This is a genomic window from Salipaludibacillus keqinensis (genome assembly GCF_003226325.1).
GTDB classification, from domain to species: domain Bacteria; phylum Bacillota; class Bacilli; order Bacillales; family Salisediminibacteriaceae; genus Salipaludibacillus; species Salipaludibacillus keqinensis.
This window is the reverse complement of the sequence record NZ_PDOD01000002.1, coordinates 738054-752363: the sequence shown is the minus strand read 5'-3', so window position 1 is coordinate 752363 and position 14310 is coordinate 738054. Positions and strand designations below refer to the sequence as shown.

Annotated in this window: 14 protein-coding genes and 1 other annotated feature; of the genes, 11 read left to right on the top strand and 3 right to left on the bottom strand. The window is 41.5% G+C overall.

Going from position 1 to position 14310, the window contains the following annotated elements; translation table 11 throughout:
* Window positions 1-7: 7 nt before the first annotated feature.
* Together hemB and hemL are read left to right on the top strand one after the other, a co-directional pair.
* A complete protein-coding gene (gene hemB / locus CR194_RS10940; protein ID WP_110609691.1) occupies window positions 8-991 on the top strand; it encodes a porphobilinogen synthase in 984 nt (327 codons plus the stop codon).
* 16 nt (window positions 992-1007) lie between these two features.
* On the top strand, window positions 1008-2300 hold the full coding sequence (hemL, locus tag CR194_RS10935) for a glutamate-1-semialdehyde 2,1-aminomutase (RefSeq protein ID WP_199228163.1): 1293 nt from the start codon (window positions 1008-1010) through the stop codon (window positions 2298-2300).
* 41 nt (window positions 2301-2341) lie between these two features.
* Here hemL and CR194_RS10930 read toward each other — a convergent pair whose 3' ends face one another.
* Both CR194_RS10930 and CR194_RS10925 read right to left on the bottom strand, forming a co-directional pair.
* Entirely contained in the window at window positions 2342-3937 is a 1596-nt protein-coding gene (locus tag CR194_RS10930) for a DUF4179 domain-containing protein (protein ID WP_110609689.1), read from the bottom strand.
* A 14-nt stretch (window positions 3938-3951) separates the two neighbouring features.
* Window positions 3952-4419: an RNA polymerase sigma factor gene (locus CR194_RS10925; protein WP_110609688.1), complete on the bottom strand. Its 468-nt coding sequence runs from the start codon at window positions 4417-4419 to the stop codon at window positions 3952-3954.
* A gap of 188 nt (window positions 4420-4607) precedes the next feature.
* Here CR194_RS10925 and CR194_RS10920 point away from each other — a divergent pair, with 188 nt between their 5' ends.
* From CR194_RS10920 to ysxE, 4 genes are all read left to right on the top strand, one after another.
* Window positions 4608-5063: an NUDIX hydrolase gene (locus CR194_RS10920; RefSeq protein ID WP_110609687.1), complete on the top strand. Its 456-nt coding sequence runs from the start codon at window positions 4608-4610 to the stop codon at window positions 5061-5063.
* 234 nt (window positions 5064-5297) lie between these two features.
* Window positions 5298-6434: a stage VI sporulation protein D gene (gene spoVID, locus CR194_RS10915; protein WP_110609686.1), complete on the top strand. Its 1137-nt coding sequence runs from the start codon at window positions 5298-5300 to the stop codon at window positions 6432-6434.
* 12 nt (window positions 6435-6446) lie between these two features.
* The gene (locus tag CR194_RS10910; RefSeq protein WP_110609685.1) at window positions 6447-7370 is read left to right on the top strand and encodes a hypothetical protein; all 924 of its coding nucleotides are present in this window, start codon (window positions 6447-6449) and stop codon (window positions 7368-7370) included.
* Complete coding sequence (gene ysxE, locus CR194_RS10905) at window positions 7354-8361, top strand: spore coat protein YsxE (RefSeq protein WP_110609684.1); 1008 nt, start codon at window positions 7354-7356, stop codon at window positions 8359-8361. The genes CR194_RS10910 and ysxE overlap by 17 nt, the downstream gene beginning before the upstream one ends.
* Window positions 8362-8437: 76 nt before the next feature.
* Here ysxE and CR194_RS10900 read toward each other — a convergent pair whose 3' ends face one another.
* Window positions 8438-8659 (bottom strand): hypothetical protein, encoded by a 222-nt coding sequence (locus CR194_RS10900; RefSeq protein ID WP_332888667.1) that lies wholly within the window; start codon window positions 8657-8659, stop codon window positions 8438-8440.
* A gap of 314 nt (window positions 8660-8973) precedes the next feature.
* Window positions 8974-9257, top strand: a binding site (T-box leader).
* Between the two features lie 86 nt (window positions 9258-9343).
* Here CR194_RS10900 and CR194_RS10895 point away from each other — a divergent pair.
* From CR194_RS10895 to CR194_RS10880, 5 genes are all read left to right on the top strand, one after another.
* Window positions 9344-11965: a valine--tRNA ligase gene (locus tag CR194_RS10895; protein ID WP_110609987.1), complete on the top strand. Its 2622-nt coding sequence runs from the start codon at window positions 9344-9346 to the stop codon at window positions 11963-11965.
* 76 nt (window positions 11966-12041) lie between these two features.
* Window positions 12042-12872: an aminotransferase class IV gene (locus CR194_RS10890; RefSeq protein ID WP_110609683.1), complete on the top strand. Its 831-nt coding sequence runs from the start codon at window positions 12042-12044 to the stop codon at window positions 12870-12872.
* Between the two features lie 90 nt (window positions 12873-12962).
* Entirely contained in the window at window positions 12963-13085 is a 123-nt protein-coding gene (locus CR194_RS20720) for a hypothetical protein (protein WP_269845712.1), read from the top strand.
* A gap of 127 nt (window positions 13086-13212) precedes the next feature.
* A complete protein-coding gene (locus CR194_RS10885) occupies window positions 13213-13575 on the top strand; it encodes a lmo0954 family membrane protein (protein WP_110609682.1) in 363 nt (120 codons plus the stop codon).
* A 20-nt stretch (window positions 13576-13595) separates the two neighbouring features.
* Complete coding sequence (locus CR194_RS10880; RefSeq protein ID WP_110609681.1) at window positions 13596-14252, top strand: PspA/IM30 family protein; 657 nt, start codon at window positions 13596-13598, stop codon at window positions 14250-14252.
* The last annotated feature ends 58 nt before the right edge of the window (window positions 14253-14310 follow it).

Here is a 14310-nt window from a genome sequence, read left to right as displayed (position 1 = left end):
GTCATTCATGTCTGAATTAGAATTTCGCCGGCACCGCCGGTTACGCAGCACGCCAAGTATTCGTGCATCCGTTCGTGAGACACATGTACGAAAGGAAGACCTGATCTATCCACTTTTTGTGTTGGAAGGGGAAAAGATCAAGAATGAAGTTCCATCCATGCCAGGAGTATACCAACGCTCTTTAGACCTAATCAATGAAGAAGTAGATGAAGCAGTAGAATTGGGAATCGAATCAATCATTCTTTTTGGGATCCCAGCTTCTAAAGATGCCGAGGGAACGTGCGCTTATGATCATAATGGGATCGTACAATCTGCAACGCGTCAAATTAAAGAGCGGCACCCCCAGCTCACGGTAATAGCTGATACGTGCTTGTGCCAATTTACCGATCATGGACATTGCGGCGTCGTGGAGAATGGTGAAATTATCAATGATGAGTCTCTTGATTTGTTAGCCAAAACAGCCGTATCTCAAGCTGAAGCAGGAGCGGATATTATCGCCCCATCTAACATGATGGACGGGTTTGTAGCTGCCATTCGTCGAGGATTAGATGAGGCCGGCTATCACAACATTCCGATCATGAGCTATGCTGTCAAATACGCTTCAGCGTTCTACGGGCCATTTAGAGATGCAGCACACAGTTCCCCTCAATCAGGTGATCGAAAGACATATCAGATGGATCCAGCAAATCGTCGAGAAGCATTTAGAGAAGCACAATCTGATGTGGACGAAGGGGCTGACTATCTTATTGTTAAACCCGCTTTATCCTATTTAGATATTATCCGTGATGTTAGAGATCGTCACGACCTTCCAGTTGTTGCCTACAATGTGAGTGGTGAATATTCGATGATCAAGGCTGCTGCTCAGAATGGATGGGTCGATGAAAAGGCGATCGTGATGGAAAAAATGACGAGCATGAAACGAGCAGGTGCAGACATTATTTTAACCTATTTTGCTAAAGACGTAGCCAAATGGCTCAATGAAGATAAATAGAAAGGTGGACGAAGTGATGAAATGGGAACAATCAGTACAAGCATTTAATGAAGCGAAACCTCTAATGCCAGGCGGTGTAAATAGTCCAGTAAGAGCCTTTAAGTCAGTAGATATGGACCCTGTTTATATGGATCACGGCAAAGGATCACACATTTGGGATGTGGACGGAAACGAATACATTGATTATGTTCTTTCTTGGGGACCTCTCGTTCACGGTCATGCCGATGATCAAGTGATTGAAGCGATTAAAACAACAGCTGAAAAAGGGACGAGTTTTGGTGCTCCACATAAAATGGAGACGAAGCTTGCTGAATTAGTGATTGAACGGGTCCCTTCCATTGAAGTTGTTCGGATGGTTAACTCTGGGACTGAAGCAACAATGAGTGCGTTACGTCTTGCCCGTGGTTATACAGGAAGAAATAAAATTCTCAAATTCGAAGGCTGCTATCATGGCCATGGAGATTCTCTGTTAATTAAAGCAGGTTCAGGTGTGGCAACACTTGGATTGCCTGATAGCCCTGGTGTACCTGAATCTGTTGCTTCTAACACGTTAACAGTGCCATATAATGACCTTGACAGTTTGAAACTTGCCTTTGAAAACTTTGGTGATGATATTGCTGCAGTGATATTGGAGCCAGTTGCAGGAAACATGGGCGTTGTTCGACCGGAGCCCGGTTTTCTTGAAGGAGTAAGGTCGATCACGGAAGATCATGGTTCATTAATGATTTTTGATGAGGTCATGACGGGATTCCGTGTCGGGTACCATTGCGCGCAAGGAGAACTTGGCGTGACCCCTGATTTAACTTGTCTTGGTAAAGTGATCGGTGGCGGTTTACCTGTGGGAGCATTTGGTGGCAAGCGAGAGATTATGGAGCGAATTGCCCCAGCAGGGGATATTTATCAAGCAGGAACGCTGTCAGGTAACCCACTCGCCATGACTGCTGGGTATGAAACCCTTCGACAACTCTCACCTGAAAGTTATGAGCATTTTGACCAACTAGGGGATCGACTAGCGACTGGAATGTCAGCGGCCGCTGCGAAATACGATATCCCTCATTATGTGACGAGAGCAGGTTCCATGGTCGGTTTCTTCTTAACGAATGAAAAGGTCGTTAATTTTGAAACGGCTTCCTCTTCGGATTTAGATATGTTTAAGAAGTATTTCCGGCTTATGCTTGAGAATGGAGTTTCTTTACCACCTTCTCAATTTGAAGGAATGTTCTTATCAACGAAGCATACTGAAGAAGATATTGATCGTACCATAGAAGCGGCAGAAAAGGCCTTTGCAACAATTAGAGAAGAAAAATAGATGAAAAGTCCTCCGCTCGAGCGGAGGACTTTTTTTGTTGTTTATTCTTGAACTTCCTGAATGTTTTCAATCGCGAATATTTCATCTAGGGGGATGGTTTCTACATAGCCGTCAATTCGTAGTTGATCGACATCTACTGATTTGTTGTTCAAGTCTTGATATTCAGTAGTGTAGTGACGAGGTTCATCAAGTAAATCCCACTGATGTATAATAAGCTGGAAAGGATACTCTTCTCCGAGTTTGTCTACTACAATCCTAGAAGAAGGATAAAAAGAATCCTGTCTACGTCCGTTGGACATCCCATAAATAAACAAGTTTTCGTGCGTACGCCCTTCAATATACTCATCTGTTACTTGAATCGATACTTGATCTTGCTCATTAGTGAATTCATCTATGGTGAGTTGACCTTCTAAGAAATCGACCTCAAAGGGAAAGGATTGCTCTTTATTCAAATCGATCACCATCGATGTATCTACGTTTTGTTGTAAAAACTCAAAACTAACCTCAAGGTTGTTTATATTCTGAAATAAAATAGGCTCGAACACAACAATTTCATCTCTCGTATCTTCCCAAGAAAAATGAGTGAATCGTTGATTCCAATTAGAGAAGCCAGCGCGCTCGTTACCTACATATAATGCTGTTGGGGTAAACATATGCATATGAATAGAAGGTTCATAAATATCAAAATCTTTCCTGTACTCTAAATGGGTGCTAGTCGGACCCGTCTTTAATCCTAATAATGTAAATTCGGTCCCTTCAACCTCGACCGTTTGATTAGAAAGGTCATACTCCGAGATTTGAGATCTTTGAATAGGGATCTCGTACGACCATGGCCCATAAGTTTCTCCTATATAATCTTGAAAGGCATCAGTGGATTCTTCCACTAAATCCTCATCAGGAAGTTCTAATAACGAGTCAATCGTAAGTTGTATCTCCGTCTCCTTATTGTCGATCGGAGGAAGTTCAAGTCTGCCTCTCTGCCTATTCTCTTTAGCTGAGAGGTTTTTATTTACTACTCTATGTTTGTAGTAGTTCGAGGAATTTCGGGATTTATTCAAGTCTGACCATATTTCTTCTACGTTTTCTATATTAATGTCACTCATGGCATTAATAGAGTGATTTGTGTCCCCTTCTACATTCTCAAGCTCATAGTAAATGTGGGTAGCTAGTTCATCCGCCACGACTTCCGTTATGGTGATTTGTATTCCGCTCTGTTCTTCAACAAGATGCAAGTCCTCTCCATAGCCTTCAGCGATGGTTCGGTCCAACGAATCGTATTCAATAGACGTGACATCTAAAACAGTATAGTAAAAGCTTGGAGACGTAAACAATGCGAGAATAAATAACAAACATCCCATAATGACAGGCAGGCCAACTTTGTATTTCAAGCTTAATGGCGGTTTAACAGTGACGATCTCTGAAGGGAGCTTGGACTGCACTTGCTCTATAAACTCATCTGGAGTTTGGATGGCTTCCACTTCTAAAGTAAAATCATTGATGACTTTAGATAATTCTGCATGTTCTTCTGAACACGTTGCACATTGAGCTAGGTGAAGGTCTATTTGATGGTTTTTTCTTTTGGCTAAGTTTTGATCGTAGTAATCTAACAGAAGGCTTTGGCACGTCTCACAATTCATAGCTACACCTCATTTTAATAACACGCTCGAATATATTTAAATCCCCTGTAGACATGCCTTTTAACGGCATGCTCGGACTGGTTAAGAATTTTACTAATTTCCACGTAAGAGTAGCCACCAAAATGCTTTAAAACGATCATTTGTCTCGTAGGTATATTTAGAAAGGAGAGCAATTCTTTCATTTCTTTCTTATTTGTGTCGGATAAGTCAACCGTCCGGAGTTTTTCGCATTCATCAACGAATAGTTTTATAAACCAATGTTCGAAAGCTTGGTCCTTTACATACGAATCAATGTTATCTATTGCAAGCTGAATCGATTGAGCGACCGAGAGTTCGATCTCTTTGTTTTGATGAAAATAGGCTCGTCCAATTCCATAAATGATTTCTTTCTTCAACGTAAGCCACTCCATTAACGGAAGGGCGTTTTCGCTTTTCATGGAGCGAACAATATGACTAAAATCAGTAGAACGTTTAATTGGCACGAAGATCCTCCTGTCTTTGAAAAGCGGTTCTTGTTAAAATTATACATGATTGACCTTAATAGGTGGGGAATGGGATTCGATATCGTTACATTCCCTTGAGAAATTCACAATCTTTCTATGGAAAAAAGCAATATTCATAGTTGAATGAAACAAACGAAAGAATATACATTGAAATGGAGTGTTTAGATATGAGCTATTATCAAACGTTAAGAAAATATGTTGGAAACGAAACGCTAATTCTCCCAGGAGCAGCAGTGATTATTTATGAAGGGGAACGCGTGTTGTTGCAAAAACGTGATGATGGCGATTGGGGGTTGCCTGGTGGCCTCATGGAAGTCGGCGAAAGTTTTGAAGAAACGGCTATGAGAGAAGTGAAAGAAGAAACAGGATTAACTATAAATAAAGAGGACTTAGTTAAGTTTGATACTTTTTCAGGGAAAGATTATTATGTGGAAGCCCCAAACGGTGATCCATATTACGCTGTGACGTTATTATTTACGACCAATCAATTTTCCGGAGAGTTAACTATCGATTTAGAAGAGACGCTAGATCTTAAATTTTTTGAGATGAACGAGCTTCCTAATAAAATTAGAGCTTCCCACCTTCGTTTTATTCGACTCTTCCAAGAACAACAGAACTTGTAAGAATACGTAAGCCTCCGTGTTTCAAAACGGTATCCTTGGCCTGAATCTTTTGATAAGCGAAAGACGAACAAAAAACGAGCTGACGGCTTCCTCCAAGTCTAAAATTCTTCTCCACAGGCATAATTAAACCTTTTTTTTCATAGTAGTCTATTGTATGAGCCTTTGTTCGTACACTAAGAGCACAGGCACTAGAGAATTGTTCATTTATGTTTGTTCAGAAGAGGAGGAATCACATTGGCATATGAAGAATCTTCATCATTATCTTTTTCTATGAAAGAATCGGTTTGGCTTGACCGGGGGAAAAGAGTGGATGAGCTAATATCATTGTCATTAGAACCAGAAATTACGATTCATGAGGGGGAAGAGGAAGTATCTGTTAGAGGGGTTCTCCAGTTGCTTGGGGAGTACCGTAGTCCGGTAGAAGAAGTAGAAGAAGATGATTCTAATGCGTCTTTAGCTCACCGAGCAGACTTTCGATCAGTTGACGAGGTATCTGATATGGAAGGAGTGATCGAGGAAGTTCATCGACAGTTCCCAATTGATGTAACCATTCCTAAAGAAAGAATCAACAGCATGGAAGATGTCAACCTGTTTGTAACCAACTTTGATTATCAGCTGCCTGACAGTAAATGTCTTGAAATCAATGCGGACTTGTCGATTACAGGAGTGCGATCGGAGGAAGATAACTCTAATGAAGAGGAGAACGATGAAGAATTTGAAAACTTAGAAGGACGTTCATTCTCTTTTGAGCAAGTCCGAACGGAGAAAGGCTATACTGACGTGTATGATAATGATGAAGTAAACGATGCGGCAGTTCCTGAAGATTTTTATGCTCAAAAGAAAGACCAATTTGATGATGAGCGGGAAGAATCATTTATTCCAGAGGTGGAGGAAGAGTATGAAGAAGAAGTTCATCAACATGAGCCGAGGGTGAGCTTTCGCTCTGAAGCATCAGATAATAAGTTAAGTGTTAAGGATGAAGTGAAAACAGAAGCAGAAGCGTCAGATTACAATGAGTTCGAAGAAGACCAACGTCACGATCTTTATGGTGAAGAAGCGAATGTGATTGAGAATACGACAGATGCAGAGGAAGAAGACTCTAAAAACAGCGAAAGAGATGTAGAAGAAGACCAAGAGGAAGAAAGTGAAAATGCGCTCTATTTAACGAAAATGCTCTCAGACCGTGAGGAAGAAGGTTACTCCAAGCTTAGGATGTGCATCATTCAAGAGGGAGAATCACTGGATGTCATTGCGAATCGTTATTCTCTAGAGGTAAGCCATCTAATGAGGGTGAACAGGCTTAAGGATGAGGAAGTGTCAGAAGGGCAACTCTTGTATATTCCTGTACGTAAATCGTCTTCATCCAGATAGGGGGGAAGGAAGATGATTGAGCTTCATCATATTGAGAGTCACTTTCCTTTTCAGCAAGTAGAATGGCTCGAGAAAAATAAGTTCATAAACACCGAAAGAGGAATTAAAGCTCTACACCTTTGGACAGACGAGGAACAAATGAAGCATCATATGCAATGGCGAGATCGGTTTGCAGAGCACGCCGGAGTTCTAACAGATCGAATGATCCAAACGGTTAATGGAGACAAAGCTATACCTATAGAGGCAGGCTGGATGACTCTTCATGATGTCGTTGATTCATCGTTCCCTGTTTCAGATTATCCCGAGGAAATGGGTCAGTTCCTCGGTAACTATGTTTTAGTTCCAATAGAGGAAACAGATCCACCTGTAAACCAATCAAAGGAGCGTATATCAGCGTTCATTGACGTTCCTTTTCCTTCATCAACCCCTCGTTTTAGAGTGTTAGAAAAGATGAGAAAAGAAGCGAGACAGCGAGAAAAAAAAGCTGATGGATTAGCAAGAAGTGTTGAAGTAGATGGTCAGATGCAGAGGGTGCTTGCAATAGAATCTTTTAGTCAAGCAAAGGAAATTGATGGACAGCTGTTCTGGGAAAATAAAGGGACGGAATTAAAGCCTTCTGTGGACGTTCTTTGCTCGTGTTTAAGAAAGTGGGTAGAGAACTACGGAGAAGATCGTCTTGACCTTGTTTTCAACGGCTTAAATGAGTCATTTCCTTTAAAAAATGAAAACGGCCTCTTGTTGTTATCTCGCCTCGTTTATCCGACAGAATATGTTGAATTCGCCAGTTGGTTTAACAAAACAAGAAATGATGATGAAGTAGAAAAGCGATATGTTGCTCTTTCAAATCAATGGGATGTGTCAAAAAAGATCGTAGCAAAATTTGTTCATTGGTTAGAAGAAGCGAAGGAGAAGGTTCACTATGAACAAATTAACTAATCAAAGCACGGGCGCTGTCCTCTTTCAATATGATCTTTACCCTGAAAAGGTAGAACATATTGGAAAGGTCCAAAAGGTTGAAACGAATTATGGCACCTTTGCTTTAAAGAAAACGACGATGAAAAAAAGTGAAGCAGACTGGTTTATTAACGTCATGCGAAGGCTTGAGCGAATTGGTTTTCCTTATGTGGTTCCGGTACTCCCGAATAAATACGGGGATTATACGGTAACAGATGGTCAATTCATTTACTATCTCATGCCTTGGTACGAGGATCATCAACAGTTTCGCAACCCTGTCCAGCCAGAAGATACGCTGGTGGAACAAGTGGCTAAGTTACACAGTTTAACTGAAAAGACGCAAGATTACGCAGCAGACTCGCTGGATGAGTCTTCTCAATTGCTGAAAAAAAGATGGGACCTCCGGAAATTGGAAATTGATAAATATGTAGACGAAATTGAACAACATACGTATTATTCTCCATTTGAATTGACGTTGTTAACTCATTTCGAACGAATTAAATTCATGGCCCTTCAAGCAGAAGAACAATTGGAATTATGGCTTGAGAAGGCAAATGAAAAAAAGAGTTCTCGAAGTGTGCTCTGTCATGGTCGGTTGAAACGGAGTCATGCATGCTATGATGAGTATGGCACAGCTTACTTTCTGAATTTTGAGAGAGCCGTACTTGACACACCGGCTAGGGATTTAGCGATGCTATTTAGACACTTTTTCCAATCACGACCTTGGGACGAAGTGGAAGGACACCATTGGCTGAACTTATATGAAAAGCATTTTGCCTTTTTTGATGAAGAACGGCATTTATTTATGAGCTATTTAACTTTTCCAGAAAATATTTATAGAATGATTGATCATTACCGGCAAGCTGGCCGAACGAAGTCAGAACTTCAAATGGTTATGCAACTGGAGAGAAGAGTATTAACGATGAATCGGATCCACCGGTTTATGAACGTGGTGTTTAAGGATGAATCCTAAAGGACAAAACGGTTCACGGTGAGTGATCCGTTTTTTTCTATGAAATGGTCTGATAATTATCGAAGGGAATGAAGAGTCAAGAATGCCAGTAAAGGATATACAACAGAACGAAAATTGTTAAGATAATCACATCAAATGTCGTTGGCAAAAGAAGTGTTCGAATGAGTTGAAAGATGATCAGCGGAAGTAACAATTGGTAAAATAGGTCGATAACCCTTTGGAAGCGCCAATGCACTTTTTGTTTCCGACAACTGTTTTTAAATGATCGAGCCATCCGGTGATGGGTAAATTTCTTCACTGGTTTCGCCCCTTTCTTTTCGGTACAGTTATCATAAACTATGCGAATGAGGAGGATTAGGTGTTTACAAACTACATAGATCGTTTAGTAAGACAGAATGGTGGCAATACTATTAAAAATCTTGGACCTTTGTGTAAAGGAAGTGTTGATCTTCCTCCAAACATGATAGAGTAACGAGCAATGCATTTTTATCTTTCACTGGAGCCAAATCATTTAAAAGTAGCTGCTCCTTAATGAAAAACGAAAGGTAAACAAACTCATTGTTGATTCTCATGATAAGTCGAGGTAAAATAAAGACTATATTTGATAAGAATAGTGAAATGTTGAAAGGGAGGAGTACATCTCGAACCCACTAGAGAGGAAGACCAGTGTCACAGGCACTTGCTGAAAGGTTTTCTTGGATGTAAAGATGGAAAGTCGCCCTGGAGTTGTGATCATGAACAGGCTTCGTGCAGTAGTGATCGCCGGATCAGCCCCGTTATCGCTTTGAGTGTACAGTTCAACAAAGTCTTCTTCTTTTTTTCAGGAGAAGGGAAAGTAAGTGTTGTTCTGTAAACAAAGGTGGTACCGCGAGGATTCAACTCCCTTCGTCCTTTGACGAACGGGGTTTTTTTGTGTGTTTAAATAAGCATTGGACAATAAAAGGAGGCGTTTCAATTGGCAGAAGAACAACAGCAAGTATCCATGCCACCGAAGTATGATCCACAAGCAACAGAAGCAAAGTGGTACCCATATTGGGTAAATGGAAAGTTTTTTGAGGCAACAGGAGACAAAGACAAGGAACCTTATACGATCGTAATTCCCCCACCGAACGTGACAGGAAAGCTTCATTTAGGTCATGCATGGGATACAACTTTGCAAGACATTCTCGTGCGTGTGAAGCGGATGCAAGGGTTCGACGCTTTATGGCTGCCTGGCATGGACCATGCTGGCATTGCGACCCAGGCGAAAGTTGAAGGGAAATTAAAGGAACAAGGCATATCACGTTACGATCTTGGCCGAGAGAAATTCTTGGAAAAATCTTGGGAATGGAAAAGTGAATACGCGGAATTTATTCGTGAACAATGGTCGAAGATGGGCCTTTCTCTTGACTATTCCCGGGAACGCTTCACGTTGGACGAAGGTTTGTCTGATGCTGTAAGGGAAGTGTTTGTAAGACTATATGAAGAAGGCTTAATCTACCGTGGAGAGTACATTATTAACTGGGATCCTGAAACGAAAACAGCCCTATCCGATATTGAAGTGATTTACAAGGATGTTCAAGGTGGCTTCTATCATATGAAGTACCCATTGGCTGACGGTTCTGGCCATATTGAAGTGGCAACGACTCGACCTGAAACAATGCTAGGAGATACGGCTGTGGCTGTTCACCCTGAAGACGAGCGATATAAACATCTCATCGGTAAAAAGGTCACCCTTCCGATTATTGGTCGAGAAATAGAAATTGTTGCAGACGACTATGTAGATATGGAATTTGGTTCAGGAGCCGTGAAAATCACACCAGCTCACGACCCGAATGACTTTGAGATAGGAAATCGTCATGACTTAGAACGAGTTCTTGTCATGGATGAAGGCGGTAAAATGAACGAGAACGCAGGAAAATATCAAGGGATGGATCGATTCGAATGTCGCAAACAAATCGTGAAAGATCTTCAAGAAGAAGGCGTGTTATTCCATATTGAAGAGCACCCTCACAGCGTTGGACATTCTGAGCGAAGCGGAGCTGTCGTGGAGCCATATTTATCTACGCAATGGTTCGTGAAGATGGGACCTCTAGCAGAGCAAGCGATTGAACTTCAAAAAGGAGAAGGAAAAGTCAATTTCGTTCCTGATCGATTTGAGAAAACGTATATGCACTGGATCGAAAACATTCGTGATTGGTGCATTTCAAGACAGCTTTGGTGGGGACATCGAATTCCAGCTTGGTTCCATAAAGAGACTGGCGAAATTTATGTAGGTCGTACAGAACCAGAAGACATTGAAAACTGGGAGCAAGATGAAGATGTCCTTGATACATGGTTTAGTTCAGCCCTATGGCCTTTTTCCACGATGGGATGGCCCAATGAAGATGCAGCAGATTTCAAGCGGCATTACTCCACTGACGCCCTTGTAACAGGTTATGACATCATTTATTTCTGGGTTGCGCGGATGATCTTCCAAGGACAGCACTTCACTGGGGAGCGTCCATTTAAAGACGTGTTAATCCACGGACTGGTTCGAGACGGTGAAGGCCGAAAGATGAGTAAGTCACTAGGGAACGGTGTCGACCCAATGGATGTTATCGACAAATACGGCGCCGATGCTTTACGTTTCTTCTTAAGTACGGGCAGTTCACCAGGAAATGATTTACGATTCTACTGGGAAAAGGTTGAAGCCAACTGGAATTTCGGTAACAAGATCTGGAATGCGTCTCGCTTTGCATTGATGAACATGGATGGGCTGAAGTACGAAGAGATTGATCTTACTGGCAAGAAATCTATCGCAGATCAGTGGATTTTAACCCGTTTACAAGAAACGACGGAACACGTGACAAAGTTCATTGATGCTTATGAATTTGGGGAAGTGGGTCGTGCACTGTACAACTTCATTTGGGACGACTTCTGTGATTGGTATATTGAAATGGCGAAACTGCCGCTAAACGGCGAAGATGAAGAAGCAAAGCTTACTACTCGTTCGGTGTTAGCCTACGTGCTAGATCAAACGATGCGGCTTCTACACCCATTCATGCCATTTATTACAGAAGAAGTTTGGCAGCATTTACCGCACGAAGGCGAGTCCATTACCGTAGCCTCATGGCCAGAAAGAAAAGAAGAGCTAGTGAATAAGCAGGCCGTGAAAGATATGCAACTATTGCAGGAAATCATTCGTTCAGTAAGAAATACACGTTCTGAATTGAATGTTCCCATGAGTAAAGAGATCACTCTCTACGTAAAAGCGAACTCAACTGAAGTTTTAGAGCAGCTTGAACGCGGAAGAGAATATTTAGATAAGTTTTGTAACCCAGGCGAATTAACGATTGCTTCTGATTTAACTGCTCCTGAAAAATCTATGAGTTCGGTTCTCTCAGGGGTAGAGTTATACATGCCTTTAGCAGGTCTGTTAGACTTAGATGCCGAAGTTGAGCGTCTCCAAGGAGAGTTAAAGCGCTTGGATGGGGAAGTGACTCGAGTTCAGAAGAAATTAGGTAACGAAGGGTTTATCAAAAAAGCTCCTGAAAAGGTTGTGGAAGAAGAACGAGCGAAAGAAAAAGACTACCTTGAACAAAAAGAAAAAGTTCAAGCTCGTATCAACGAATTAAAGAAATAAAGAGTCAGGCAGGAGGCTTACAACACCTCCTGCTCCTCTAATTATGCAGTTGTAAAATTATCGGGAGGTGTAAGAGATGCCTGAAATTGCTTATTATAAGGATGCCTTTGTAGACATGGATGAAAAAGTCGTTCCTATTCAAGAAAGGGCCCATCAATTTGGGGATGGAATCTACGAGGTGATTCGTGTTTATAACGGAAAGCCCTTCTTTATGAAGGAACATTTAACGAGGCTGCAAAAAAGTGCCGATGCCATTGAACTTCAATTACCATATTCCATGAAAGAGATTGAGTCTCTCTGTGACGAAGGATTGAAACGATCGGGGCTTGCTGATGCAGAAATCTACATGCAGATAAGCCGTGGCATTCATCCTCGTCAGCACTTTTATCCAGATCCCGCGTGTTCGGTCTTTACGATGACGGTGAAACAGGCCAAAGTCATTCCAGAAGACCTTCGGAAACAAGGCGTGAAAGTGATGACGACCGAAGATGTCAGATGGAAGAATTGTTACATTAAATCGCTGAATTTGCTTCCTAACGTCATGGCTAAGCAAAAAGCTAAAGTGAATGATTGTGAAGAAGCCATATTCCATGAAGACGGAATTGTAAAAGAAGGATGTAGCACCAATGTCTTTGTCATTAAGGATGAAAAGTTGTATACCTATCCTGCTTTAAAGGGAATTCTACACGGGATCACAAGACAAATCATCCTTGATCTCGCTGCTGATTTGGAAATTGAAGCCGTGGAAGAACCGTTTGATGTGAATTTCTTGTATGATGCAGATGAAGCCTTTATTTCCAGTACGAACATGGAAATTATGCCTATTCGACAAGTAGATGATGCGAAATTGCCGAGCAATCGTCCTCTTACTGTTAAGCTGATCGAACAATTTCAAAAACTTTATTGATGATGTTTAAGACTCCCTTTGAGACAAGGGAGTTTTTTTGTGTTCGGATTTTTGAGTTGTGGATCATTTTCCTCCGGTTCATAAGTATCTATGGAAACAAAAAGGAGAGAAACAAGCCGCGCTGTTCCGTGGTTTGTCCCGAAACGAGTAGAAAGGAGACAAACGAGCCGCGCTGTTCCAAGGTTTGTCCTAAACCAAGCGGGGGCAGGTTAGAGCCGGATATGCTAATGCTTACTCTAAATTACGCCTCCAGTCTTAGTTGAAATATATCTCTAGTTCGTTATGTAACGACACGTTCCTCGGTAAACTAAAAGTAAGAAAGGTGAGAGGAGGATTGACAATGAAAACATTTTTACTTTTTCTAGCTGCGATCGTTGCTTTGTTTGTTTTTTTAATGAATGTAGGACCATTAATATTGTTAGGCGTTGGCGTATTTTTGCTGTATGTGATCTTCAAACAATTTGTTAAAGCAACGACTACCGGGGCCAAGGTGATGTGGATCATCTTAGGATTGATCGTGTTAAGCATGACCGTGTCGAATCTATTTGCCCTTGTTGGTCTGCTTGCTCTTTATGTGCTGTATGTCATGTTTAGAAGAGGGCCAAAGGAAGAAGGGATGCCTCCTGAAAAAAATCGATCGACGCAGAGAACACGGGACCCTTTTACAAATTTTGAACAGCAGTGGGCAGAGTTAAACAAATAATCTTATAAGGAGTGAGTCAAATGTCAAACATTTTCACAAGAATGATCAATGCAATCGAAAGTGATTTGCATCAGTTATTGGATAAAAAAGAAGAAAACAATCCTATCTCAGCATTGAATCACTATTTGCGACAGAGCGAGAAAGAAACGGAAAAGGTCCGCACGCTCATTGAGCGTCAACATCGTCTAAAAGAAGAATTCACTAGAGAACGGCAGCTGGCAGATGAGATGGCGGAAAAACGGAAACATCAAGCGGAAATCGCTAAGAAAGCAGACGAGCTAGAGCTTGCTGAATATGCTGAGAAAGAATATCAAGAGTATGTCCAGCGAGCAGAGCGGTTAACTTACAGCCAAGTAGAAGCTATGAGGCAATTGGAATCATTAGAGAAAAAATATGAAGAGATGAATCATAAGTTGAAGGATATGAGACTGAAGAGGATGGAGCTGATGGGGCGAGAAAATGTAGCAAGAGCCCGTCATCAAATGAGTCGACTGGCTCCAAAGCAAACCGATCAAGCGTCTACCCGATTCACTGACATGGAACGCTACATTGAAGAATTAGAATACAAATTGGATAGTGATGATTACCACTACACGCTGGATAGTAAGATTGCCAGACTAGAAAAAGAACTGAACGACCATGAAAAAACATCCGAAACAGAAACGAAAATGATATGATAGATGGGGTGCGATCATTACGCACCCTTCTATCTATTAGGAAAGTAACTAGACCATC